Origin of the sequence: Belliella pelovolcani (genome assembly GCF_900156785.1) — a bacterium.
GTDB lineage: Bacteria > Bacteroidota > Bacteroidia > Cytophagales > Cyclobacteriaceae > Belliella > Belliella pelovolcani.
This window is the reverse complement of the sequence record NZ_FTOP01000023.1, coordinates 22,429-47,747: the sequence shown is the minus strand read 5'-3', so window position 1 is coordinate 47,747 and position 25,319 is coordinate 22,429. Positions and strand designations below refer to the sequence as shown.

The following is a 25,319-nucleotide window of genomic DNA, read 5'->3' as shown; positions in this document are numbered from 1 at the left end:
GCCGCCACATTATTAAAAAGCCTTTCAGGAAACTGAAAGGCTTTTGTGTTTTATAGCCCCTTGCTCTCGCTAAGCTAGCAAAGGAGTAAAGAGCGCTGTGGAAGTAGAAGGAAGATATATGCTTCGCGATATAATGTTGATATATGCCTTTCGGCGATATAGTCATGCCTATTTAAACTTTAACCAACATTCTTTAACCAACATTTCAACTCAATCAAATAGTCAATTCACATCATAACTCAATAACTCAATCAACCATTAACTCAATCAACTAATCCCCGCTAACTTTTAAACCTTCAAACCTTTCAACCCAATTTCCAATTTTTCAATCTTATAATCTCTAATCCCTTAATAACCTAATCAACCAATAACTAAATAACTCAATTAAATACCCCTAGTTCTCCTTACTCAAGAACAACTTTCTGAGCTTGTAATCCGCTTTCTCCACTAGAATCTTTATATTTGCCAGCAAAGTATTGTTATGCATAAAAGACTCATCCTTGATCAAAAGCATATTGATATCATCCTCAGAAGGTTTTGTTATCAATTGATTGAAAATCATGACAATTTTGAAAATACTGTCCTTCTAGGTCTTCAGCCTAGAGGCCCAGTTGTTTTAAATAAAATTATTGCAATCATCAAGGAAATCACTGGAATAGATGTTCCCTTTGGTTATTTAGATGCTACTTTTCACAGAGATGATTTTAGAAGACGAGACTTTCCATTGAAAGCCAATGAAACAAAAATCAATTTTTTAATTGAAGGTAAAAAAGTCATACTTGTAGACGACGTCCTCTATAAAGGTAGGTCTGTCAGGGCAGCGATGGATGCGATGATTGCCTTTGGTCGACCTGCAAAGGTAGAATTGATGGTTTTGGTGGATAGAAAATTCACAAGGGACTATCCGATTATGCCAGATTATTATGGGATGAAAGTGAATACACTTGAAAGCCAATATGTGGTAGTAGAGTGGAAAGATCAAGGATTGGAAGAGAATGCGATTTGGATAACTGAAAAAGCTCATTGATAATAAAACATGTCACAACTCAGCACGAAACATTTACTTGGAATCAAAGATATTACAGCAGATGATATCAACCTTATTTTCGAAACAGCTGATAACTTCAAAGAGGTAATCAATAGACCAATCAAAAAAGTGCCTTCTCTTAGGGATATCACGATTGCGAATATTTTCTTTGAAAATTCTACAAGAACCAAATTATCCTTCGAACTAGCAGAGAAAAGGCTTTCTGCTGATGTAGTCAATTTTTCCTCCAGTAATAGTTCCGTTAAAAAGGGTGAGACATTGGTCGATACCGTCAATAATATCCTTTCTATGAAAGTGGATATGGTGGTTATGCGACATAGTAGCCCTGGAGCGCCACATTTTTTGTCCCGAAATATCAAAGCAAATATCGTCAATGCCGGAGATGGTACGCATGAGCACCCAACCCAGGCTTTACTAGACGCTTTTTCAATTCGTGAAAAACTTGGTGACGTAGCTGGGAAGAAAGTTGCCATTATTGGTGATATTCTACACTCTAGGGTAGCACTTTCAAATATTTTCTGCTTACAGAAATTAGGAGCTGAGGTAATGGTTTGTGGACCAACAACACTGCTCCCTAAGTATATTGGGAGCTTAGGAGTAAAAGTAGAGCATGATGTCAACAAGGCACTTCAATGGTGTGATGTGGCTAATATTCTTAGGATTCAACTTGAAAGACAGCAAATCAAATACTTTCCTTCCTTGCGAGAATATGCTCTTTATTTTGGGGTGAACAAAAAGATGCTTGACAATTTAGATAAAGAGATCGTCATCATGCATCCAGGTCCAATCAATAGAGGTGTCGAGTTGAATTCCGATGTTGCGGATAGTGAGCATTCCATCATCCTCAATCAAGTAGAAAATGGTGTCGCTGTTAGGATGGCTGTGTTGTATTTGTTGGCAGGAGTGAGGTAAAGTTTGTTGTGATTCAATAGCCTAGGTCAGCAAACCAAAATTGCTTCTCAATTTTCTTTCCCTCAGTTGTTGTAAAATGATAAGATTTGCTGAGTACTTCTCTAGTGCTGACTTTAATAGGTACTTTGAATAGAGGTCCATCATAACAAAAAGTATGGAATTCCCCATTTTCTCCACAAGGATCAACTTGATCAGGTAGATTCTCCAAGAAATCAAGATTGAATATCTTACCAAGCCATTTTTTTGTTATTAAATCAGCATCAGCTGCACAGATCAACGTTTGGAAACCTGCTGCAATAAAATCCCTTGCAGCTTGTGCGGTATCTTTTTTCCAAAGTGGAAAAATAGCATTGAAGCCTCTTTTGGAAAGCTGTTGTTCTCGATAAGCTTTCAGGTCTTCCAGATAAATATCCCCATAGGCAATGGTCTCAATTCCCTCTGCCTTCAGTGTATCGAGGTAAGTGTTTATGGCTTTTTCATACTCTTTATTATCACCACTAGCTGGATAATAAATTTTGTCTAATGGCAAGCCGATAGATTTTGCTTGCTGCTCCGCGAGCGATTCATGAATGCCATGCATGCCCACTCTTCGGCTTTCTTCACCGAAGGTGGTATGCAATCTATTTACTTCAAATCGGGTATCATTCATCAGGTGCCAGAGGGCAAAAGCACTGTCTTTGCCTCCTGACCAACTCATGGAAATCTTGATTTTTTTCATTTACCTTTTGAATATAAAACCTGATGGACCTACTCCTGTTGGAATTGTCTTTACTTTGGTTCCACTTTGATTGATTACTACGGCTGTTCCAGAACCTTGGAAACCATTGTTTTCAGCAACATATATATTTTTATCAAAGTAGTCAAATCCAAGTCCATAAAAACCGTTTCCTTCATACAGGGAAGCATCTATGACTTGACCTGAAGTGATTGAAATTTTGGCTACAGCATCATTGTAATCTGGCCATCCTGTTGAAGTAATGACATATGCCTCTCCATTTTCACCCAATGTCAACTTCGAAGTTGGTCTAGAAATATTGATTTCAGTCGTATTGCTAATGCTGTAGTTACTCTTATTGATTTCGTGAAAGAAAACAGTGCTTGAATTTCTAGTAAATAAGTATAATTTTCCTCCATCTTCTAAAAATCTAACAGGAGTGCCAGTAACTTCAATACTTCTACCAACTGTATCCACGCCAATTCTCATTACATCTATTGTCCGTGCTGCTGAACATGCAATAAGTAAATCGTTATTGATTTGATGAAAGCTTTCTGGACGGCTGGAAGTCTTTGCCTTTTTTGCAACCTCTCCACCCAATGGACTATTGACAATAGCAATGAATGAATCCGGGTTTGCGAAACTAGCATTAAAAGGACCATAATCGGCAATATAAATTTTGTTGTCAACCACAATTGCAGATCTTGGCTGGATCAGTTCAGGGTCTTCATCATCTATATTTCCACCTACAGAGCCTAAACTTTGAAAATTGACTTTATTGACAATTTCTACTTTTCCAGTGTTGGAAACGATGTAAAAATAATCACCGTCTTCAACAAGATTCTGTATTACTCCTGCAAAAGGTCTATTATTGACTTTTTCAAATATGTTTTGCTGTACCTCCCCCGTATTGAAATTATAATGGCTAATGTCCCCATCACGAGATGAGAAATTTCCTTCATTGATGATCAAAAGCCCCTTTTCGTACTCTCCCAGAGGTCGTTCCTCGCCACTACCTTCACAAGAATAGATAAATAATGATAAGGCTAGTAAATAGCCTAATAATCTTAGATTTTTCATAGTGTTAAATTGATATTGATTAGATAGTTTCTTCCAGGCATAGCCCTCAGCCTGAGAATTTGATAATCATTGTTTGTTATGTTGTTTACCTGAAAACCCACAGTTGCTTTTACTTTGGATATGATTGTTAAACTTTTACTAAGGCCGAAGTCCAGTAACCCATAGGGTGCAACTGATGAAATATTATCGGTATTGATATACCTTTCTCCGATCCAATGTCCATTTACAAAAGCAGAATTTGATTTGTATGTGAAGCGTAAATTTCCCTGAGCCTTATGTTTGGGTGTATAAGGAAGTTGATTCCCCTGTGAACGGTCATTTTCAGATAAATTATTGAGAATCGTCGCTAGAGTGTAATTGTAACTTCCATTGAATTCAAATCGGTATTCACCAAAAGATCTTGTTGCAGTGGTAAAGTACTCTAAACCTTGATTTCGGACTTCACGGATATTTTCTGGACTCCAAAAACTCCCTCTTGGCAGCCAAATGATCCAATTGTCAACCCACATGCTGTAGAGATTGATCTGATTGCTGATCATGAAATCATTGTTTTCGAAAACATGGTTCAAACCAATTTCTGCACTGATACTTTCTTCAGATTTTAGATCTGGATTTCCACCTGGAACCCAAAATCGATCATTGAGTGTAGGGATTTTATAGCTCTTTGAAATTGAGGAATGTGCGCTGAATTTATTCTTTTCATTTTTGAAAAAAGTCCATTCGGTTCCAATGCTTGGCGTGAACGGAGCAAAATCTCCATTGAAAAGCATTTGTCTAAGATTCACAGAAAATGATAAGCTCGGAGAGGATAGGTAGTTGATGGATTGATAGAGTTCAAGTCTGTCTTCCTTCGCTTCATAGGTGCTGAGGTTTCCTATGACATGGTTCAGACGCAGACCTGATTTAGACTTTAGCTTTTCCGAAATAGTCCAGTCGATGTCAGAAGATATGAGAAATTGTGAAGTTTTATTTAAGCTATTGTTGAACTGTAATTCATCAAGAACAACCCCTGTTTTGATGTTCCAGATGGTAGAGGATGTGAATCTAAAGTAGTCTAGCACTGCTCTGAAATTCCTGTCTTCTTGACGATCTCTATCGTTTGAGCCCATTACTGGCTGGATTTGCCTATCCGTCTTATTCCACCAAATGGAGGTGCTTATTTGCTGATTAGCTCGAATATTCCAAGCCAAGTCTTGCATGGCTCCGATTTGCTGAATGGCTGCATTGCTTTGACTTTCTTCTGGGCTTCCTGCTCTTGCCAAGTTTTTGAACTTAAAGTTGTTCTTGGAGGTATTTCGATATACCCGACTTCTGCTTGAGAAAAGCCCATTGGAATAGCCATATTCTACTAGCTGATTCCATCTACCAAAGCTGCCAAGGGTACTAGCTACTCTGGTTTGATGCCCTTTGTTGAATGTGTTTTTATTGTTAAGATGAATGGCTCCACCGATGGCATCAGTGCCATATAGTGCTCCGCTACTGCCATAATGTATCGTAGCTTCGTCAAATCCTCCAACTGGCAATATTGAAAAATCTGCTTGACCAAGCGAGGGGCTATTGATTGGGATTCCATTCCAAAAAACTGCATTATGACCTGCAGACGTACCTCTCAAAGTAAGAGACGCTAACATACCAGGTCCATATTGTCTCAAAAATAATCCAGAACGCTGCTGAAGTAGATCTGCTAAAGTTTGACCCTGAAAATCGTTCAGGTCTCTACTATCTATTTTTTGTAGTGTTTGCCCAAAACTGTATTTTTCAAGTGGCGCAACATAGACTTCCACTAGTTTGAGTTCAACTGTGTCTTGAGTATTCAATACAGTTTGAATTGCTTCTTTTGAAAAAGAAGCAATGAATAAGAGACTAATAAGTAACAATGCCTTTCGAATTAAATAATGATAGATTATTTAATACAAAGTCATCGGATTAGTAAAATTGAGATAAATGGGAACGTGATCAGACGAAGGAAATTGGATTTGCTTTTCTCTTATCTGATGTAGATCATCATCTTCTCAGCTTTTCACCCGAAAGCTTTGAATCATCAGAAATCGGCAGGTCTCCTGGCTTCCCTGAGTTTGTCAGCCTTCTCGCCCCGAACCTCGGGACAATGGCAATGTAGGTGGACAAACTTCTATTCTGAAAGTAATTCAGAATGGGGTTACAGTTGCGGGGACAGCTTCGGTGTTTCACCGAATTCCCTTTTAATCTCGAGAGCCTGAACAAGGATCGAGAACCGCTTTCTATTTGCAAACATAAGTAAACTTACTTTCTGTTTTCAAATAATATTCTGATTTTTTAATAAATTCTGCATCAGAAGCCTTGAAAATTGGTATTAATAGTCCGTGACCAATTTTTGTTTTAGGTGCTTAATTTCATTACCTAGTGATATCTGTGGTTATATGACCGCGTTGAACTTTGTAGGATTAATAAAAGCCATTACTATCTTTGAGCCTTTGAAGCGTTAAAATCTTAAATCAAATCATGCAAAATTTAAAGTGTATTCTCTGTGTGTTTTTCTTTTGCATAGCTTTTTCTTGTAAAGAAAAAAGCCAATTTCAAGCACAAGAAGAAATAATTTTGGAGAATACCTATGCGTCTGGTTTCAAGGTGATTCAAGGGAGTGGATACAAAGTTTTGGAAGTCTCAAAAGGCTTTCCTGGCGAGCATGATGCATTCAATTATTTGGTAATAGAGGACAGTTCCGTGCAGTTACCAAATAGAGCATTCAATGCAGTCATTAGCTTGGGACCCTCATCAATAGTTATGACTTCAACTTCACATATTCCTCACTTAGATTTGTTGGGTGAATCAAAAAAGTTGAAGGCATTTCCAAATTTAGATTTGATTTCTTCGCCTGCAGTGCGAGAACTGATTGAGAAAGGTGAGGTAAAAGATCTTGGGAGTGGAGCACAGGCTAATATAGAATTGATTATCGATCTTCAACCTGATTGGGTGATGATATCTACTTTGGGTGGAGATTTGAAGCATATTGAGTTGCTCAAGCAAGCTGGAGTTCCAGCTGTAATCAATGGCGAATATGTAGAGCAAGATCCCCTAGGTAGAGCAGAGTGGATCAAGTTTACAGGAGCATTGTTAGGTAGATATGAGGAAGCAGTTGAGATATTCAATACTATTGAAGCAGCGTATCTAGAAGCAAAGAAGCTTGCGGAAAGTGTGAGTCAAGAGGATAAACCAAAAGTTATGGCAGGAGTGATGTACAAGGATATTTGGTACGTACCAGGAAGTGACTCTTGGGGAGCTCAATTGCTTCTGGCCGCTGGCGGGGATTATATTTTCAAAGATCAAAGAGGATCGGGAAGCGCCCAACTGAATTATGAATATGTCTTAGATCAAGCTCAAGAGGCTGATTTTTGGCTTGGAGCATCTGACTTCCCTTCACTTCAATCTATGCGTGATGCAGATCAGCGCTATACTGCTTTCAAGGCTTTTGAATTAGGAAATGTATATTCTTACACTTCCAAGAAAGGACCTACTGGAGGGATTGAATATTTTGAACTTGGATATATGCGCCCTGATTTGATTCTTAAAGACTTGATTAATATTTTACACCCCAGCCTATTGAAAGATTATAAATCTTATTTCTACACCAGATTGAATGAAGAATAGCATCCCACACCGTAACCTATTCCTATTCCTTGGACTTGGTTTGATTATATTGTTTCTAATCAATCTAGGGGTAGGGTCTGTTTTTATTCCAATTGCTGAAATTATATCAGGCTTGTTTGGTGGGGAATTTTCAAAGAAATCATGGGAAGTAATCATTTATCAATACCGTATTCCCAAAGCTTTTACAGCAGTTTTGGCTGGGATTGCATTAGCAGTAAGCGGTATACAAATGCAGACTTTTTTTAGAAATCCACTTGCTGGACCTTATGTACTTGGTATCAGTTCGGGAGCTGGCTTAGGCGTTGCTATTTTAGTCCTTACTGGGTCTATGTTGGGATTGAGCCTGTTTGCTGGAGGTGTAGGAGGTTGGGCAGTGGTGATTGCGGCCACTATTGGGGCTATTTTAGTCCTATTATTGATGAGTTTGACCGCTTGGAAAGTTAAGGACAGCATGACCTTATTGATCGTAGGTTTGATGTTTGGAAGTCTTGCAGGGGCTATCGTTTCAGTTTTGGCGTATTTTAGTGATGCAGATCAATTGAAGATATTCACAGTCTGGTCTATGGGAAGTCTTGGCGGGACTACAATTTCTCAGCTCAAGATTTTTGGTCTGGCAGTTTTGATAGGGTTGATTCCTGTTTTGGTTTTTATCAAATCCTACAATGCCATGCTATTGGGAGAAGCTTATGCTGAAAGTATGGGAGTCAATATTCGCCAACTACGATGGGCTATGATTATCAGTACGGGAGTTCTTGCTGGTAGTGCTACGGCATTTTGTGGTCCAATTGCATTTATAGGAATCGCAGTGCCACATATGGCTAGGATTATTTTTAAGACGGCGGATCATGGTGTTTTGATTCCTGCTTCATTATTGCTTGGAGCGGTTGTCTTGTTGATTTGTGACTCAATTAGCCAATTGCCTGGCTCAGCACAATCATTACCGATCAATGCTGTCACCTCGTTGGTTGGTGCTCCTATGGTAATATGGTTAATTTTGAAACGTAATTTTAGCAAAGAGTTTTGAGTCGACGTGATATCATATTGCAAGCAGAAGGACTATCAATAGGCTATGGGAGTAAGTCTCAAGCTGCTATGATAGCAGAAGAACTGTCTTTCAAGCTAGAAAAAGGTCAACTTACCTGCCTATTAGGCCCGAATGGAGTAGGTAAATCAACCCTGATCAAAACTATCTTGGGGCAAATTGCTCCACTGAAGGGTTCCATTAAAATGAATGGTAAGCCACTACTCAATATCGGATATAAGGAATTATCGAAAAGTATAGCGGTAGTTTTGACTGAAAAGGTCAGGTTAGGTAATTTGACTGTTCGGGATTTAGTTGCTTTAGGAAGAACACCACATACTAATTGGTTGGGGAGTTTGAGTAAGCAAGATCAACTTATAATAGATCGAGCCATTCGGCTTACACACATCTCGTATATCCAAGACAAAGTTTTGAGTGAACTCAGCGATGGACAACTTCAAAAGGCTATGATTGCAAGGGCATTGGCGCAGGATGGAGATTTATTGATACTTGACGAACCCACTGCACATTTAGATCTGATCAATAGATTTGAAGTGATGCAGTTATTAAGAAATATCGCTCATGAAGAAGAGAAAGCAATTCTGCTGGTAACCCATGATTTAGACATCGCCATAGATACTGCTGACGAATTTTGGCTGATGCAATGTGGTTTACCATTAGTAATAGGTACTCCAGAAGATCTGATTGTAAATGGACAAATTAATTTACTACTACCCTCAGAGCGATTGAGTTTTGATAAAATGACAGGTAAAGTTTTGACTTCGAGTGATGTAAATTATCCGTTGATGGAGGGAGGAGATTACCTGATTTTTTGGATGAAATTATTTTTAAGAAAAATTCACAGTACAAAAGTTAATTCAATTTCTAAGATTTCGATAATTGATGATCCATTTTCAATTTATATAGAGAAGCAAGAAAATCATTTTCGATTTGAGACTTTTAATGATTTCAAAAGTTTCCTGAAGGATTGATGATTAAACTATTTTAGACACTTTTTAACAATTTCAAGTAATTATTTTTAAATTACTCAATAGTCATTTACGGCTTAAGTTATTGTGATTCAGTATATTGAATTATAAAGATATATTTTATTGGTTTTTAAATATCAAGTTAGTTGGGATGGATTTTTGTAAGTCTATATTATCATATCTGAAAAAGACTCAGATCATCAGAGTCTATTTGATTTATTGTTTGATGATTCTGTTTTATGGGGCAAATTTAGAAGTACTTGCAAATCAAAGTAAAATTGACAGCCTTCACCAAAAGCTTCAAACAAGTAAAGCTGATACAAATAAAGTTTGGATTTTAAGAGATTTGGCATTTTATCATTTAGAGGAAAACTTAGATTCAACCTTATTCTACAGTCAAAAAGGATATGTGCTCGCTAGAAACCTTAATTTCATTTCTGGGCAAATATGGAACCTTTATCAGAAAGCACTTGCTCTTGAATTCGGTGATGACTTTAATGAAGCAATGTCTACATATCGATTTGCCTTGGATCTAGCAGAAGAATCAAATGATCTGCTCAGTATAGCTAAGCTAAAGAATGCAATAGGTGCGGCATATTATTATAATTCTGATTATGCATTGGCTACTTTGGCTTATCAAGAAGCCATGGAAATTTCTGATGAAATTCATTATACAGAAGGCTTGAGTCATGCTTTAAATAATTTGGGAATCATCTACAGCAACAAAAAAAATTATAGCAAAGCTTTGGAGGCCTATGAGAGATCGCTGAGTTTAAAGTTAGCTAGTGCTGATACAATTGGAATTATAAATTCAAATTATAATATAGGGTTGCTCTATGCTTATCTTCAAGAATATGATAAGAGTTTGAATGCATTTAGGCAAGCGAAAAAATTAAATCTCTATACCAAAACACCAAGGGATCAAGCAGTCATTCAAATAGGAGAAGGTGTTGCATTGTACCATTTAGGTACGCTTGAAGAAGCTTATGAGCTATTAGATAAAGGGATTTCCATGCTGAAATCAGATAAGTCACATGAAAAAATTGCGGCTTTGGCTTATTTGGGAATCCTAAAAATCAAGAAGGGGGAAAAAGCAACAGGGCTGCAAGACTTATTGCAAGCCAACGCCATGGTTGAGCTAACTGGAAGATTGGAACTTCAAAAGCAAGTGACCAAAGAGCTAGCTTCCGCATATGAACTTCTGGGTCAAACTGATCAAGCTGTTCATTATTGGAAAATTTATGACCATGTGAAAGATAGTATCAATAGTGAACAGAGGATGTGGGCTTTTGAAGAGATGCAAGCCAAATACGAATTGATTGAAAAAGAGAAGTTGATAAATAAGCAAAAAGCAGCTTTGTATGCTCAAACAAAAAGCAAGTTTACAATTATCTCTGCTTTGGTTATGCTGTTTTTACTCACCATTTTTCTAGGATATAGGATTTATTTTTTGAAAGTAAAGTCTCATCAAAAGGATTTCAAACCCGAATTCATTCATCAATCAATAGACTTACTTGATTTTAAATTGGTCAATAGCCATTTGCCAACACCCCTCACAAGTAGGGAATGGGATGTGGTACAATTGGTAGAATTAGGGAAAAGTAATTGCGAAATTGCAGCTACACTTTTTGTAAGTGAAAATACAGTAAAAACACATTTGAAGAACATATTTATTAAAGTTGAGGCCCAAAGCAGGACAGATTTGATTCATAAGCTGAGGGCAATGTCATTGATTTTACACTAGGGTTAGGGTTTTTCACCCTTTAGGGTGATTTAAAAAATGTATTGAAATAGGAAATTTAGACTTCATTCCTTATCTAAAACCCACACACTATGAAAAAAGTATTTAAAGTTTTGGCATACTTAGTTACCTTATTGGTGATTTTAATTTTAGCAGTAATTGCTTATATTTCCCTAGCACTTCCAAATGTGGGGGATCCACCAGTAGATTTCAAAGTAGATATCACATCAGAGAAAGTAGAACATGGAAAGTATATGGCTTACCATGTTATGATGTGCGTGGACTGTCATTCTGTGAGAGATTTTTCGTTGTTTTCAGGTCCCCCAGTACCCGGTACAGAGACTTCTGGAGGGGAGAGATTTGATCAAACCATGGGTTTTCCCGGTGTTTTTATTTCAGCCAACATTACGCCTTATGGTATAGGGGACTGGACAGATGGTGAATTATTTCGATTGATTACGACTGGTGTAAAGCGAGATGGAACACCAATATTTCCTGTGATGCCATATCATAGCTATGGAAAGATAGCTTCTGAAGATATCGAAGCTGTGATAGCCTACTTGAGATCTCTTGAGCCTATAGAAACAAATCATCCGAAGTCCAAGGCAGATTTCCCTTTTAATTTGATCCTAAGAACGATGCCTACCAAAGCAACTTTGGTACAGAAGCCTGATCCTTCTGATCAGATTGCGTATGGTAAGTATTTGGTAACTGCATCCGCCTGTGCAGATTGTCATACCCGATTTGAAAATGGAGCTTTTGTTGGTGAGCCTCTAGCCGGCGGACGTGCTATGGAAATGCCAAATGGACTATTGACTACACCTAATTTGACACCACATGAAAGTGGGCTTAAGAATTGGACTGAAGAGATGTTTGTGCAGCGATTTAAAATGTATGAAGAAGGACATTATATTCCAGAGAAGGTTCAGGATGATGATTTTCAGACAATTATGCCATGGGTGATGTATGCTGGTATGAAGGTCGAAGATCTCAAGGCTATCTATGCTTATCTTCAGTCCCTTGATCCAGTAGAAAATTATGTAGAAAAATTTGTCGCCAAAAAGTAATTGCCCATGAGAATTTCTCGAACGTATTTATTTTCATGCTAAAAGGAAACTTTGAGATTTGAATTAAGCTTAATGTGTCTTAGTACCTTTGTGGCTATGATGATTAATCATACCACTAAGAGTCCAAGATACAAAGCTTGTTCAGGTTAATTACTAAATTAGGTTGGGAAGGAAAATTTCACTCATACTTTCAAGACCACTTTATTATTTTAATAAAAAGCATCTTCAAAATGCCTAAAATTGATGTTGGCGTGCTTGTCTTGATAGACTCCTACTATGTCAAATCGAATGTCTTGATGCCAGTCTTGCTCGTGGATGTAGTGGTCAGCAGCTTTGATCAAGAGTTTTCTTTTTGTGTAGTCGACAAACTCTTCAGCGAATCCGAAGCCAGTTCCGCTTCTAAATTTGACTTCTACAAATACCAATATGCCTTTATGTTCAAAAATCAAGTCAATTTCGGCATGTCCATACCTGTAGTTTGCAGTTCGGAAGCTGTAACCCTTGCTCGAAAGCCACTCTTTGACCAAGTCCTCTGCGAGCTTTCCTTTTTCATTATGTGTTGCCATCACAATAAATGTTTAATTTTGAAAAATCATTTTAAAAATGTCCTCTGAATCATCAACCACTACTAGAACTTAATGTAAAAGGTGGGCGTTTTGACAAATAAATATTTCAAAGGTGAATCAAGTTATCAATAAAAAAGTAAAATTTCTAGACTTAGGCAGCAAAGATTACAAGGAGACTTGGGATTTTCAGGAAGAACTTTTTGCTAGAACTGTAGCTAGGAAAATTGAAAACAGGAAATCAACAGATGATAAGCAATTAGCTACTGATAATTACCTGATTTTTGTGGAGCATCCTCACGTCTACACCTTAGGCAAGAGTGGAGAGTTGGCTCATTTGCTTTTGGATGAAGTGGGATTAAAGCAAAAGCAGGCGACTTTTTACAAGATCAATAGAGGGGGGGATATCACCTATCATGGTCCAGGTCAGTTAGTGGGTTATCCGATTTTGGACTTGGACAATTTCTTTACAGATATTCATAAGTACCTACGTTATCTGGAAGAGGCGATCATATTGACCTTAGCAGAGTATGGGATCATTGCAGGCAGAATTGAGGGGCTTACTGGGGTTTGGTTGGATCATGTAGAGCAGCAGAACCCAAGGAAGATATGTGCTCTCGGTGTCAAATCCAGTCGTTGGGTCACCATGCATGGTTTTGCGTTCAATGTCAATGCTAATTTGGAGTATTTTGGAAATATTGTGCCTTGTGGAATTGCAGACAAAGCTGTCACTTCCATGCATCTCGAACTGGGGAGATCAGTAGATGAGGTAGCAGTCAAAGAAAAAGTGAAGAAACATTTGGTCAATCTTTTTGAAATGGAATTGATCGAAGGAGAAATATAATATGAAGAAGGATATCAATTTTCATCCTGTCACAGGAGTGAAATTAGCCATCGCTAGAGAGCTGGTGGACGGTCAAGAGGAATGGGCTGTTTACATGATCAATTTGAACATGATAGAATTACACACAGTGATGATCACGAGCAAAGGATATGGGCTTATCGATGGAGAACAGCGAAAGACCTCTGTATTGAGGCACATGATTCAAGAAGTGGGTTCTCAATCTATCGCTAAGATAGAGCCTATTGATCCTGCGGTATTTACATTGAACAATGAATTTTGGCTGAGCTATTACATTTTGGATCAGATATTTGACAAAAAGTTTATCTTTACAGAAGGGAGTATGGACCCTTCTAACATCAGGATGATTCCTGAGCTTGGTCTAGAGGGTGTCCTTCATGGATAAACGACAGATTTATGAAGAATTTTTTTGAAGAATTGAATGATATCCTGTTTTTGGATATTGAGACGGCCTCTGTTGAGTCTGATTTTGAAACGCTATCGGAAAGGTATCAAGAGGAATGGTTGAAAAAAGAGAAACTCATCCACAAATCAGATGAAGCCATTGAGCCAGGGAGTTTGTTTTTCGAAAAGGCAGGGATTTATGCTGAGTTTGGAAAGGTACTCTGTATAGGTGTTGGTTACTTTGTTTTTGATAAGGATAAGGATGAGCTGGCGTATCGCACCAAGACTTTTGCAGGAGAGAATGAGTATGAAACACTACAGGGATTCACCACTTTACTTGAAAAAAAGCCATGGGTTCTCTGTGCGCACAATGGGAAGGAGTTTGATTTCCCCTATCTCTCCAGAAGAATTTTGATCAATAGAATTCCTTTGCCAGAACCACTACAAATGGCTGGTAGAAAGCCATGGGAGATCAGACATTTGGATACCTTGGAGCTTTGGAAGTTTGGTGATTACAAGCATTATACACGCTTAGAGTTGCTGGCGACTGTTTTCGATATTCCTACTTCCAAAGAGGGGATCGATGGTTCCCAAGTGAATGATGTGTACTACAACCAAGGAGGCTTAGCAAGTATCAGGGATTATTGCCTTCGTGATGTATTGGTGACTGCAAGAATTTACTTGGCCTTCAGGGGGGTGCCACCTGAAATTGAGTTTGAAATCATCAATTTGGATCTAGAAATAGAGTGACCTAAAATAACTTTTTCGCTTTATATTTTAAGATTACACTCGTGTTATTTCAAAATTGAAGTCATGTTAATCCAAAATTGAAGTCATGTTAATTCAAAATTGAAGTTGTGTAAATTCAAAATTGAAGTTGTGTAAATTCAAAATTGAAGTTGTGTAAATTCAAAATTGAAGTTGTGTTATTTCAAAATAATTAGTATTTTTGAAATAAAAAAATGCTGATTAACAGGAAGATATATGATTCGGTAAAGGCAATGATCCTAAAGTACCCTATTATTGCTTTGACTGGTCCGAGACAATCTGGGAAGACTACTTTGTTGAAGGATTTGTTTCAGGGGTATCGATATGTCAGTCTTGAGAATCCGGACTATAGAAATTTCGCTGAAAAGGATCCAAATGGTTTTTTGGAGGAGTATGATCATCATGTGATTTTTGATGAGGTGCAGAGGGTGCCAGCGCTGTTTTCTTACCTCCAGACAAAAGTGGATGATCATCCAGACCGGATGGGAGCTTATGTGCTTTCAGGGTCTCAGAATTTCCATTTGATGCATAATATCACGCAGAGCCTGGCGGGAAGGGTAGCAATATTTAAGCTCTTTCCACTGGATCATCAAGAACTTGGTTCTGTTGGTTTATTGCAAGATGAGTTTTCAGACAATTTAGTCAAAGGTTTTTATCCCGCGATTTATCATAGAGATATTCCGTCTAAGGTGTTTTATTCCAATTATATTCAGACTTATATCAATCGGGATGTGAGTGAATTGATTGCAATCAGAGAAATGCGCTTGTTTCAAAATTTCCTATCACTTTGTGCGGCTCGTGCGGGACAGTTACTGAACCTGAATGCTTTGGCTAATGAATGTGGTATCACACAGCCTACTGCGAAGGCATGGCTTTCAGCATTGGAGCAAAGTTTTATTACGTTTCAGCTGTATCCTTATTATAAAAACTTCAGCAAAAGGATTTTGAAAACCCCGAAACTGTATTTTTATGATACAGGATTGTTATGTCATTTGCTTAAGATTTCATCTATGGAGAAGCTTTTGATTCACCCTGTCAAAGGAGCTTTGTTTGAGAACATGATGATTGCAGAATATGTGAAGCAAATGCATCATTCCAATAATTTGGAAGATATATGGTTTTGGAGAGATTCGGCAGGGAATGAAGTCGATCTACTTGTGGATCAAGGGTTGGATGTGAAGGTTTATGAGTTCAAAGCGACAAAAACCATTACAACGGATATGTTTGATGGGCTCAATAAGTTTGAGGAAATTTCAAAAATCCAGAATTTAACAAAATCACTTGTCTATGGAGGCGATGATAATCAATCAAGAACAGCAGGTGACTTGATTTCATGGAAGCGTTTTCCAAGATGAGTTAAATAATCTTTGTTTTTGAAATGGAACCTTTTAGACAATAATCTTCTTCTTATCTTTGGGTATAATAAATGTAGTCGCTTTGAATAGCAGCCCAAAAGTAAAGATTAGTCGCCTCAATTTTTCAGTACATAGCAAATCGGAGCTATTTGAAAAAGTACATCAGCTTACAAGCTTTTCATTGCAAACCAATACTTTTCTTCGGAATACTGAATTCCGAATGGGATAATTATTAAATTAAAGAAATTAAAAACACGACCATTTTTATGGGAAGAAAATCAAACAACAAATCAGACAAAGGCAAGAAAAAAGGAGGTAAAGTCATGGACGCTGCCCAGCTTGCTAGAAAGATCTTAAACTTTTTGGATAATAACTTTGGAGAAGAATTCAATGCCAAACAGATCATTAAAAAATTAGAAATCAGAGACTCTGTCACCAAAGGAGGCGTAGAGCCGATATTGCATAAGCTCGCCGCTGGAGGATCTGTGTCCAAGTCTCCGAGGAATTATTTCTCCTCGACCAAAGACCCTGAGTTTGTCGAGGGTATAGTGGATTATGTGAATCCTAGATTTGCTTACATCATAGCTGATGCCAAATTCAATGTGGAGGAAGACATCCTTGTCAAAGAAGCAGACTTGAAAAATGCTTTGGATGGAGATAGGGTGAGAGTGATGATTTTGCCTATGAAGGGGAGAACAGGAAGGTCAGAGGGCAAGGTACTTGAAGTACTAGAGAGAAGTAGGGATGAATTTGTAGGTAGGGTGGAGATATCTCCAAGATTTGCCTTTGTGGTACCAGACTTTAAGAAAATGCATCATGACATCTTCGTGCACAAAGGTGATCTAGGCGGAGCAGAGCACAATCAAAAAGTAGTAGTGAAGTTGACCGAATGGAGAGAGGGGGATAAGAATCCTACTGGAAAAGTCACCAGGGTATTAGGCAAAGCAGGAGAGCATGAGGTAGAGATTCACTCTATTATGGCTGAGTTTGGCCTGCCATTCGAGTATCCAGCTGATATAGTAGCGGAAGCTGAAGCCATACCTGAGCAGATTTCTCCCAAGGAGATCAATGCCAGGAAGGATTTTAGGGGAATTACGACTTTCACGATAGATCCAGCGGATGCAAAGGATTTTGATGATGCCATCTCTTACCGAAAACTAGACAATGGGAATTATGAAATTGGCGTACATATAGCAGATGTGACGCATTACGTGCTACCTAAGACAAGTCTTGAAAAAGAGGCCTTTGATCGAGCTACATCCGTTTATTTGGTAGATAGAACCATTCCAATGCTTCCTGAGCGATTGAGTAATGGACTGTGTTCCTTGAGGCCGAATGAAGATAAATTGACTTTTTCCTGTGTCTTTGAGATGGATGAATCTGGTGATGTTTTGAAGCATTGGATCGGTCGGACAGTGATTCATTCGGATCGCAGGTTTGCCTATGAAGAGGCACAAGAAAATATCGATAGCCAGTCAGGGGACTTCTTTGAGGAATTGACTTTGCTAAATGAATTGGCTAAGAAATTAAGAAAAAGAAGGTTTGACAAAGGAGCGGTGAATTTTGAAACCGTGGAGGTGAAGTTTAAGCTTGATGAAAAAGGTACACCACTGGGACTTTTTGTCAAGGAGCGCAAGGATATACACAAGATGATAGAAGAGTTCATGCTGTTGGCAAACAGAACGGTGGCAGAATTCATTTACAATAAAAACAAAGGTGCCGATACTTTTGTATATAGAGTTCATGATCACCCCGATCTAGAGCGCTTAGAGACATTTTCCAATTTTGCCAAGAAATTCGGTCATGAAATCCAGGTGGGAGAGGGGAATCGGATCTCCAAAGCACTCAATAAATTGATGGATGAGATTCAGGGTAAGCCTGAGCAGAATGTATTGGAACAATTGGCGATTCGTAGTATGGCCAAGGCAATCTATACCGTAGAGCCTAGAGGCCATTTTGGATTGGCATTTAAGCATTACACGCATTTCACTTCACCTATCAGAAGGTACCCTGATATGATGGTACATAGGCTATTGCAGCATTATTTGGATGGTGGAAAGTCTCCTGAGTCAGAGAGTTGGGAAGATAAATGTCTGCATTCCTCAGATAGAGAAAAGCGAGCTTCCAATGCTGAGCGGGCATCTATCAAATACAAGCAGGTAGAATTTATGTCTTTGGCTGAAGACAAAGATTATGTGGGAATTGTCTCAGGTGTGACCGAATGGGGTGTGTTTGTAGAAATCACTGAAACCAAATGTGAAGGAATGATTAGAGTTCAAGATATGGACGATGATTATTATGAATTTGATGAAAAAAATATGCGCCTGATAGGTAGCAAAAATAAAAAAATGATCACTTTGGGTGATCAAGTCAATGTCCGTGTAGTTGCAACGGATATAGACAGAAGAACCATAGACTTGGAATTTGCAGATAATGAATCAAACGACAGAAAACCTAAGCGTAGATAAGCTTTTAGCTGATTTAGAAAACCACATTCAAAGGCACCATTATGGTGCGTCTCCTAAAGAACTATATGAGCCCATCAGCTATATCATGAGCTTGGGAGGCAAGCGGATCAGGCCTCTTTTGGCATTGATGGCTTATAGTCTTTATAAGGACAACTATCAGGACATTCTTAGCCCTGCCGCAGCAGTGGAGGTTTTTCATAACTTCACTTTGATGCATGATGATATCATGGATGATGCTCCATTGAGAAGGGGGCAAGCGACTGTACATGAAAAGTGGAATGCCAACACCGCGATCTTGTCTGGTGATGTGATGTTGGTCAAAGCTTACGATATGCTGCTAGATATTTCCTCTGATAAGCTTCCAGTGGCCTTGAGTCTATTTAACCAAACAGCAGCTGAAGTCTGCGAAGGACAACAACATGACATGAATTTCGAAAGAATGGATCACGTCACTGATGTAGCATATATAGATATGATTCGTCAGAAAACGGCTGTTTTACTTGGTTTTTCATTGCAACTTGGTGGGTTGTTGGCTGATGCTACACCTCAAGAGGTGCAGAAGTTATATGATTTTGGTGTCAATATTGGGATTGGTTTTCAGCTTAAAGATGACTTGCTAGATGTCTATGCAGACAAAGCTAAGTTTGGTAAGCAAGTAGGTGGTGATATCATTGCCAACAAAAAGACTTACTTGTTGATCAAAGCCAAGGAATTGGCTACTGGTGCTCAATGGGAGCAATTAGAAAGTTGGCTTGCAAAGAAAGCGTTTGACAAAGAAGAAAAAGTAAAAGCTGTAACAGCTATCTATGATCAATTAGGGATCAAAGCATTGACCGAGGCGAAGATGCACGAATATTTTCAGCAAGGATTCGAGCAGCTTAAGTCTCTGAAAGTACCTAATAGTGTTAATTTTGAGATTCTTCTCAAGCTTACAGAAGATTTAGTCAATAGAGAAAAATAATCCTTTAGCTTTTCAATCATGATAGAATTATCAACGACGGTGGTCCTTATAGTGATCACCGTTTTGACTTCCTATTGGGGGTTCAAAAATCCACAATTACTCAATCGGTGGATGTTTACGCCTTATTTAATTCAAGAAAGGAATCAATGGGATAGATTTGTGTTGTCAGGGTTTATTCATAAGGATGGTACACATTTGCTTTTCAATATGTTTACCTTCTTTTTCTTTGGTGGAGCTGTGGAGCGGTTTCTCTTGTATCAGTTGGGTTTTATACCAGGAACGTTGGCATTTGTGGCTTTTTACGTGGCAGCTATCGTAGTAGCGGATATTCCTACCTATATGAAGGAAAGAGGGAATAGCTACTATCGTGCGTTGGGAGCAAGTGGGGGAGTGGCAGCTACGGTATTTGCCAGTATCATTTTGATGCCCTTATCTGATATTTGTTTATTTGGATTGATCTGTCTGCCAGGCTTTGCTTTGGGAGGCTTGTTTTTGATCTATTCTATTGTACAAGCCCGCAAGGGAAACGATGGAGTCAATCACGACGCTCATCTGTATGGTGCATTATTTGGGATTATATTTATCTTGATTCTCAGTCCTAGTAGTGCTTTGAATTTTCTAGACCAAATAAAAAGCTTCAGGTTGTTCTGACCTAAAGCTTTTTACATTATGATAATTTTTTTCTAATCTTTATTTGTCTTTTTGAAGTTGTCTGATGTTTTTGTCGGTTACAGACTTCAGCATTCCGATCCAATTCTCACCTTTTTCTTCAGCGAATACATCTGGCCCTGGTACACCTACCCTCATGCCAATTGTAGTAGTGGCTGTCCCGCCTTGTCCTTCTGCTTTGAAATATACATCCAGTGCATTGATATTAGAAGTGAATCTAGAGAGTTTATCTATGCTGGCTCTGATTTCAGCTTGAACAGATTCGCTTACATCGAGATTTGGAGATTGAACATCGATCTTTACTCCTTTATAATTTTCTGTGTAGTTCATGGTTATAAAATTTAGATTTGTTTCGAAAATATATCTAATTATACGAATTTCAGGTGTTAAAAGTCACAAAAAAGCCACTCAATTTGAGTGGCTTTTTTAATCATCTCAGTCTGAGACTTATTTTTTTGTCAATTCAGTTTTCATCTCTTCGATGTTTAGAATTTTAGAGATTTGATTGCTTTCGATCTCTCTGAATTTAGTCAACTGAACATCAATTTGCCTGGTGATTTCAGCTCTTACTTCCTCAGCACCATCGGTAGGTCTGTATTCACCCGTACCTGCAATTACATTGAGGTGAGCGAGTTTGTTATTCAATCTGATAGGGTAGTTCAATGGATCTTGCCCACTTCTATTTTGAGTTTGATAGAGTTCCTTTTCAATATCAGATATTTGTTTCACGATAGGCTCAATTCTTCTTTTTTGCCTGGCATCTTTTTCAGCGATTGCATTGAGTTCATCTCGGTACTTCCTGATCATGATGATGGCTTCGTGAGTTTCGGTAAGTTTATCCCTTACAGCCAACAAGAAGTCATATTGGGCTTGCAGATCATCTTGTGTAGAAGGATATCTCAGGTCAGGTAGAACTTTGAATCCTTGTTCTTGAGCTACTCCATCTACGATTAGCTTTACTTTATAATCACCAGGGACCACCTTTGGACCTCTCAACGGACCAGACCACATGATCATCCCTTCAAATCCCCTTGCATCAGGAATTCTCAAATTCCAGTTAAATTCATTAGATCCAAGGCTATATTTTATTTTTTCGCCACCTTCCGCTTTGGAAGAAAATTCCCTAATGAGCTTATTGTTATTGTCATAAAACTCAAACCTGACCTCGTCTTTAGGTTCATCTTTCAAGTGGTAATATACCAATACACCACCTGGTCTATTTGTTCCAGCAGTCAGAGACTCTCTTCTCACCCCATCAAGTCGATAAGAATCTTGTGGTTTAAAAAGATGGAATGGTTTGGTGGCAATATCATTTGACATTTGGTGCAAGACTGTCAAGTCATCAATAATCCAGAAACTTCTTCCTTGAGTAGCTGCGATCAAGTTATTTTCTTTGATCGTCAAATCTGTGATTGGAACTATAGGTAGATTTAGTTGGAAAGGTTGCCAGTTTGATCCATCATTGAATGAAATGTACATGCCAGTCTCAGTCCCTGCATAGAGGATACCACGCTTGACAGGGTCCGCCCTTACCACTCTTGTAAAATGTTCACTGTCGATACCGTTGACTATTTTAGTCCAAGTTTTACCATAATCGGTAGTTTTGTACAGGTACGGTGCAAAATCACCATTTTTGTAAGAAGTGGCTGCAAAATACACTCCCCCCTCTTCAAAAGGATGTCCTTCCATACTGTTGATTTGGGTCCATTCTGGAAGGTCTTTTGGAGTGACATTTTCCCAAGTAGCTCCATTGTCTTTGGATACATGGACCAATCCATCATCAGAACCTGTCCAGATTACTCCTGCTTTGATTGGATTTTCAGCTGCTGAGAATATAGTGCTGTAGTACTCTACAGAAGTGTTGTCTTTAGTAATTGGCCCTCCAGATGGTCCAAGTTTTTCCTTAGCATTTCTGGTAAGGTCTCCACTGATGGTTTGCCATGACTGACCTCCATTGGTAGATCTGTGAACTTGGTTAGAAGTAGTGTAGAGTACTTTTGAATCGTGGATAGAGAAGAAAATAGGGAAATTCCATTGGAATCTATATTTCATTCCTTCCGCTCCATGCCCCATTGGATTGTCAGGGTAGACATTGACATTTCTTCTGGCCATGGTGCCATGATCCAGTCTTTGGAGTAGTCCACCATAGTTTCCACCAAAGACCACGTCAGGATTGTCAGGATCTACAGCGAGCCATCCACTTTCAGATCCAGCACTAACTTCCCAGTCAGATTCTGTAATTGCCCCACCTTCATTTCTATGAGCGATTCGCATGGTACTGTTATCTTGCTGAGCGCCGTAGATTCTGTAAGGGAAATGATTATCTGTAGTCACTCTGTAGAACTGTGCGGTTGGTTGGTTCATATAAGTAGACCAATTAGCACCTCCATCATGGCTAACCTGAGCGCCGCCATCATCAGCGATCACCATCCTCTTGTTGTTGTTAGGATCTATCCAAAGGTCATGATGATCTCCATGTGGAGCGGAATGGCTTGTGAATGTTTCACCCCCATCAGTCGATTTATGATACCTTACATTGACAACATAGACAGTATTTTCTTCTTGTGTGTCTGCGTAGATTCTCGTGTAATACCAAGCTCTTTGTCTGAGGTTTCTATCTTCATTGGTTTTTTCCCAAGTTTTGCCTCCATCATCAGATCGGAAAACACCCCCATTGAGGTTTTCTACAATAGCCCAAAGTCTATTTGAGTTAACAGGAGAAACCGTGATGCCCATGATCCCAAGCAATCCCTCAGGAAGTCCAGGATTTCTAGATATTTCTGTCCAGTTCTTACCACCATCGGTACTCTTAAAGATTTTAGAACCTGGGCCACCACTTTCTAGGCTGTATGGAGTTCTTTTGACTTCCCAAGTGGTCGCATAGAGCGTTTCTGGATCATTTGGATCCATGATCAAGTCGATGGCACCTGATACTTCATTGACATAAAGTATCTTTTCCCAATTGTATCCTCCATCGGTAGATTTGTATACACCTCGGTCTGGGGTTGGTTTGAATATATCACCTAGTACTGCTGCGTATACTACGTCTGGATTTTTTGGGTGAATTCTTACCCTCGGGATAAATCTTGAGTCTTTGAGCCCTGTTTGTTCCCAGGATTTACCAGAGTCTTTACTTTTCCAGATGCCATAGCCATAGGATACATTACCACGGACAGTTTTTTCGCCACCGCCTACATAGACGATACTCGTATCACTTGGGGCTACAGCGACAGCACCGATTGAGCCACCAAAATAACCATCAGAAACAGATCGCCAAGTTTTCCCTGAGTCGTCTGTTCGCCATACACCGCCTCCAGTTGCACCGAAGTAGTAAGTGTCAGGAGCTCCAGCAATACCTTCTACGGCTGCAGATCTACCACCTCTATGTGGTCCTACTAGTCGCCATTGTACTGCTTCATATATCTTTTCATCATAGGTCTGAGCCTTGATTTCTGGCGTTGGTATGATCAAAAACCAGAGAAGAAAGCTTAAGATTGGAATATAGATTTTTCTCATAGTATAAAGGGTTTGTTATTGATTCTCATAATTTACTTTATTTTGAAGGGTACACATTAGGAAAAATGATCAATGGTCAAAAGTCTATTTGAAAAAAAGCTGTTTGGAATACTACTGATCCCAAACAGCTTGCTAAGATTGAAATATTAATTTCCGTAATTTGGATTTTGTGTCATATTTGGATTGGAGAGTAATTCATCCCTTGGGATTGGTAGAATTTGCTTCCAAGGTTGGTCCAAACTCACTGGCGCAGCAGAATTCTTGCGACTTACACTTCCTAACACTGTAAGTGCTCTCCCTGTCCTTACCAAGTCAAAGAAACTATGACCTTCAAAAGCAAACTCAAATTTTCTTTGCTTTTCGATTTCTAAGAGAATATCCTGTGTAGAAATAGGCCCTGAATACGCTCCAGCACCCGCTCTATTTCTCACTGCATTGATGTCAGCGATAGCTAGTGGAAGAGTAGTTGGACTTTGAGCATAAGCTTCAGCTCTATTGAGATACATCTCAGAGACTCTAATGACATGGAAGTTGTCGATATTTCCAGGCTTTCTATACTTTGTAGGATAGAATACACCTTGCACACCATCAAAGCCAAACATGGTACCTCTTATGTCATTGCTATTGGCTTGAATCTCTGCAATGAAGCTTTCGTGAACAGCTAACTCACCCCGACCTCCTTGGGCTCCTGGGAAATACCAAAATCGCATACCACTTTGATCCGCCGCAATAAACTCAAGTTCAAAGATAGATTCGGAAGTAAACTCCCCGGCAAATATTCCCAAATAATCATTTAAGAGGCTGTATTTGCTATCATTGATCACGTCAGTGCTGAGTCTGATTACTTCTTGGTAGTTTTTAGTATACAAGTAAAACCTAGAAAGTAAAGCTCTTGCAGTTCCTTTTACAGCCCTAGCTTTGGTGGCGGTGTTATTCGCTTGTGTTTCAGGAAGAAGGTTGAGTGCATTTAATAGGTCAGCCTCTACCTGGTTGTAGCCGTCTATCAGTACAGGTCTACTTGGGTAAAGTGATTCATTGACAGCTCTAGAAGGTGTCGTGGGAAGCACAACACTACGCTCACCATGCACTCCAGGAACACCCCCAAAGACTCTATTCAAATCAAAGAATGCCAATGCTCTGACAAAATATGCTTGACCGATGATGTTGTCTTTTCTGGCCTGAGTCATTTCTATGTTCGGAACCTCTGCAATGATATTATTGGCTTGGTTCACGGCTCTATAAGCAGCCGTATAGAAGTTGGTGATTTCAAGGTTTGAGGCGTCCAGTTGATATGTATCCAATTCTCTGTAGAAATCCCAAGTTCCTACACTTTGAGAAATATCACTGGATACATCACTGATAATTTGAAAATTTCTACCATAATAGAAACCAGATTGCAATTGATGGTACAATCCTGCTAGTGCAGCATCAGCACTTTTTTCGTTGGTAAATGCTGTCTGATCTGATATTTGTGTTTCAGGTTCTTGATCCAATACATTACATGCTGTGTTCAGACCAAATCCTAAAATCGATATACCTAATATTAATTTGTTAAATTTCATGATTTCTTGGA

At 38.8% G+C, this 25,319-nt stretch carries 21 protein-coding genes and 1 riboswitch; of the genes, 14 read left to right on the top strand and 7 right to left on the bottom strand.

The annotated features are described in order from the left end of the window. Positions 1–481: 481 nt before the first annotated feature. Together pyrR and BW935_RS17170 are read left to right on the top strand one after the other, a co-directional pair. A complete protein-coding gene (gene pyrR / locus BW935_RS17175) occupies positions 482–1,027 on the top strand; it encodes a bifunctional pyr operon transcriptional regulator/uracil phosphoribosyltransferase PyrR (RefSeq protein ID WP_076503015.1) in 546 nt (181 codons plus the stop codon). A 9-nt stretch (positions 1,028–1,036) separates the two neighbouring features. After that, positions 1,037–1,960 carry an aspartate carbamoyltransferase catalytic subunit gene (locus BW935_RS17170; RefSeq protein ID WP_076503014.1) on the top strand — a complete coding sequence of 308 codons (924 nt, stop codon included), beginning with the start codon at positions 1,037–1,039 and terminating at the stop codon, positions 1,958–1,960. Positions 1,961–1,973: 13 nt separating this feature from the next. Here the strand turns inward: BW935_RS17170 and BW935_RS17165 are convergent, their stop codons facing one another. From BW935_RS17165 to BW935_RS17155, 3 genes are read right to left on the bottom strand one after another with little or no spacing between them, the layout of a single operon-like run. Further along, positions 1,974–2,678 carry a Dph6-related ATP pyrophosphatase gene (locus tag BW935_RS17165; RefSeq protein ID WP_076503013.1) on the bottom strand — a complete coding sequence of 235 codons (705 nt, stop codon included), beginning with the start codon at positions 2,676–2,678 and terminating at the stop codon, positions 1,974–1,976. After that, positions 2,679–3,755, bottom strand: a complete 1,077-nt coding sequence (locus tag BW935_RS17160; protein ID WP_076503012.1) for a YncE family protein — start codon at positions 3,753–3,755, stop codon at positions 2,679–2,681. After that, the gene (locus tag BW935_RS17155; protein ID WP_076503011.1) at positions 3,752–5,632 is read right to left on the bottom strand and encodes a TonB-dependent receptor; all 1,881 of its coding nucleotides are present in this window, start codon (positions 5,630–5,632) and stop codon (positions 3,752–3,754) included. The genes BW935_RS17160 and BW935_RS17155 overlap by 4 nt, the downstream gene beginning before the upstream one ends. A 156-nt stretch (positions 5,633–5,788) precedes the next feature. Further along, positions 5,789–6,008: riboswitch (cobalamin riboswitch) on the bottom strand. Positions 6,009–6,236: 228 nt separating this feature from the next. Here BW935_RS17155 and BW935_RS17150 point away from each other — a divergent pair. The 5 genes from BW935_RS17150 (at position 6,237) to BW935_RS17130 (ending at position 12,200) form a co-directional block, all read left to right on the top strand. Then, positions 6,237–7,382: an ABC transporter substrate-binding protein gene (locus BW935_RS17150; protein ID WP_076503010.1), complete on the top strand. Its 1,146-nt coding sequence runs from the start codon at positions 6,237–6,239 to the stop codon at positions 7,380–7,382. After that, complete coding sequence (locus BW935_RS17145; RefSeq protein WP_076503009.1) at positions 7,372–8,406, top strand: iron ABC transporter permease; 1,035 nt, start codon at positions 7,372–7,374, stop codon at positions 8,404–8,406. The genes BW935_RS17150 and BW935_RS17145 overlap by 11 nt, the downstream gene beginning before the upstream one ends. Further along, positions 8,403–9,395: an ABC transporter ATP-binding protein gene (locus BW935_RS17140; protein ID WP_076503008.1), complete on the top strand. Its 993-nt coding sequence runs from the start codon at positions 8,403–8,405 to the stop codon at positions 9,393–9,395. The genes BW935_RS17145 and BW935_RS17140 overlap by 4 nt, the downstream gene beginning before the upstream one ends. A 148-nt stretch (positions 9,396–9,543) precedes the next feature. After that, the gene (locus BW935_RS17135) at positions 9,544–11,136 is read left to right on the top strand and encodes a LuxR C-terminal-related transcriptional regulator (protein ID WP_076503007.1); all 1,593 of its coding nucleotides are present in this window, start codon (positions 9,544–9,546) and stop codon (positions 11,134–11,136) included. 89 nt (positions 11,137–11,225) lie between these two features. After that, on the top strand, positions 11,226–12,200 hold the full coding sequence (locus tag BW935_RS17130; RefSeq protein WP_076503006.1) for a c-type cytochrome: 975 nt from the start codon (positions 11,226–11,228) through the stop codon (positions 12,198–12,200). A gap of 209 nt (positions 12,201–12,409) precedes the next feature. Here BW935_RS17130 and BW935_RS17125 read toward each other — a convergent pair whose 3' ends face one another. Beyond that, positions 12,410–12,766 (bottom strand): YraN family protein, encoded by a 357-nt coding sequence (locus BW935_RS17125; RefSeq protein WP_076503005.1) that lies wholly within the window; start codon positions 12,764–12,766, stop codon positions 12,410–12,412. Positions 12,767–12,878: 112 nt separating this feature from the next. Here BW935_RS17125 and lipB point away from each other — a divergent pair, with 112 nt between their 5' ends. The 7 genes from lipB to BW935_RS17090 all read left to right on the top strand — a co-directional run bounded on the left by lipB (position 12,879) and on the right by BW935_RS17090 (position 20,212). Next, a complete protein-coding gene (gene lipB, locus BW935_RS17120) occupies positions 12,879–13,607 on the top strand; it encodes a lipoyl(octanoyl) transferase LipB (RefSeq protein WP_076503004.1) in 729 nt (242 codons plus the stop codon). 1 nt (position 13,608) lies between these two features. Next, positions 13,609–14,010: a hypothetical protein gene (locus BW935_RS17115; RefSeq protein WP_076503003.1), complete on the top strand. Its 402-nt coding sequence runs from the start codon at positions 13,609–13,611 to the stop codon at positions 14,008–14,010. A gap of 11 nt (positions 14,011–14,021) precedes the next feature. Then, positions 14,022–14,759 (top strand): 3'-5' exonuclease, encoded by a 738-nt coding sequence (locus BW935_RS17110; RefSeq protein ID WP_076503002.1) that lies wholly within the window; start codon positions 14,022–14,024, stop codon positions 14,757–14,759. A gap of 212 nt (positions 14,760–14,971) precedes the next feature. Beyond that, entirely contained in the window at positions 14,972–16,132 is a 1,161-nt protein-coding gene (locus BW935_RS17105) for an ATP-binding protein (RefSeq protein ID WP_084565986.1), read from the top strand. A gap of 266 nt (positions 16,133–16,398) precedes the next feature. After that, a complete protein-coding gene (gene rnr / locus BW935_RS17100) occupies positions 16,399–18,600 on the top strand; it encodes a ribonuclease R (protein WP_076503001.1) in 2,202 nt (733 codons plus the stop codon). Continuing rightward, a complete protein-coding gene (locus tag BW935_RS17095) occupies positions 18,566–19,561 on the top strand; it encodes a polyprenyl synthetase family protein (RefSeq protein ID WP_076503000.1) in 996 nt (331 codons plus the stop codon). The genes rnr and BW935_RS17095 overlap by 35 nt, the downstream gene beginning before the upstream one ends. Positions 19,562–19,582: 21 nt before the next feature. Beyond that, positions 19,583–20,212: a rhomboid family intramembrane serine protease gene (locus tag BW935_RS17090; protein ID WP_076503017.1), complete on the top strand. Its 630-nt coding sequence runs from the start codon at positions 19,583–19,585 to the stop codon at positions 20,210–20,212. A 39-nt stretch (positions 20,213–20,251) separates the two neighbouring features. On the opposite strand, the gene BW935_RS17085 is transcribed toward BW935_RS17090, so the two are convergent. The 3 genes from BW935_RS17085 to BW935_RS17075 form a co-directional block, all read right to left on the bottom strand. Further along, entirely contained in the window at positions 20,252–20,560 is a 309-nt protein-coding gene (locus BW935_RS17085) for an HPF/RaiA family ribosome-associated protein (RefSeq protein WP_076502999.1), read from the bottom strand. A 117-nt stretch (positions 20,561–20,677) separates the two neighbouring features. Next, positions 20,678–23,746 carry a WD40/YVTN/BNR-like repeat-containing protein gene (locus tag BW935_RS17080; RefSeq protein WP_076502998.1) on the bottom strand — a complete coding sequence of 1,023 codons (3,069 nt, stop codon included), beginning with the start codon at positions 23,744–23,746 and terminating at the stop codon, positions 20,678–20,680. 146 nt (positions 23,747–23,892) lie between these two features. Further along, positions 23,893–25,308 carry a RagB/SusD family nutrient uptake outer membrane protein gene (locus BW935_RS17075; protein WP_076502997.1) on the bottom strand — a complete coding sequence of 472 codons (1,416 nt, stop codon included), beginning with the start codon at positions 25,306–25,308 and terminating at the stop codon, positions 23,893–23,895. Positions 25,309–25,319: the final 11 nt, after the last annotated feature.

Coding starts and splice junctions, on each gene's coding strand:
- pyrR (WP_076503015.1), top strand. CDS start 482: ATGCATAAAAGACTCATCCTTGATCAAAAGCATATTGATATCATCCTC.
- BW935_RS17170 (WP_076503014.1), top strand. CDS start 1,037: ATGTCACAACTCAGCACGAAACATTTACTTGGAATCAAAGATATTACA.
- BW935_RS17165 (WP_076503013.1), bottom strand. CDS start 2,678: ATGAAAAAAATCAAGATTTCCATGAGTTGGTCAGGAGGCAAAGACAGT.
- BW935_RS17160 (WP_076503012.1), bottom strand. CDS start 3,755: ATGAAAAATCTAAGATTATTAGGCTATTTACTAGCCTTATCATTATTT.
- BW935_RS17150 (WP_076503010.1), top strand. CDS start 6,237: ATGCAAAATTTAAAGTGTATTCTCTGTGTGTTTTTCTTTTGCATAGCT.
- BW935_RS17145 (WP_076503009.1), top strand. CDS start 7,372: ATGAAGAATAGCATCCCACACCGTAACCTATTCCTATTCCTTGGACTT.
- BW935_RS17135 (WP_076503007.1), top strand. CDS start 9,544: ATGGATTTTTGTAAGTCTATATTATCATATCTGAAAAAGACTCAGATC.
- BW935_RS17130 (WP_076503006.1), top strand. CDS start 11,226: ATGAAAAAAGTATTTAAAGTTTTGGCATACTTAGTTACCTTATTGGTG.
- BW935_RS17125 (WP_076503005.1), bottom strand. CDS start 12,766: ATGGCAACACATAATGAAAAAGGAAAGCTCGCAGAGGACTTGGTCAAA.
- BW935_RS17115 (WP_076503003.1), top strand. CDS start 13,609: ATGAAGAAGGATATCAATTTTCATCCTGTCACAGGAGTGAAATTAGCC.
- BW935_RS17110 (WP_076503002.1), top strand. CDS start 14,022: ATGAAGAATTTTTTTGAAGAATTGAATGATATCCTGTTTTTGGATATT.
- BW935_RS17105 (WP_084565986.1), top strand. CDS start 14,972: ATGCTGATTAACAGGAAGATATATGATTCGGTAAAGGCAATGATCCTA.
- rnr (WP_076503001.1), top strand. CDS start 16,399: ATGGGAAGAAAATCAAACAACAAATCAGACAAAGGCAAGAAAAAAGGA.
- BW935_RS17095 (WP_076503000.1), top strand. CDS start 18,566: ATGAATCAAACGACAGAAAACCTAAGCGTAGATAAGCTTTTAGCTGAT.
- BW935_RS17085 (WP_076502999.1), bottom strand. CDS start 20,560: ATGAACTACACAGAAAATTATAAAGGAGTAAAGATCGATGTTCAATCT.
- BW935_RS17080 (WP_076502998.1), bottom strand. CDS start 23,746: ATGAGAAAAATCTATATTCCAATCTTAAGCTTTCTTCTCTGGTTTTTG.
- BW935_RS17075 (WP_076502997.1), bottom strand. CDS start 25,308: ATGAAATTTAACAAATTAATATTAGGTATATCGATTTTAGGATTTGGT.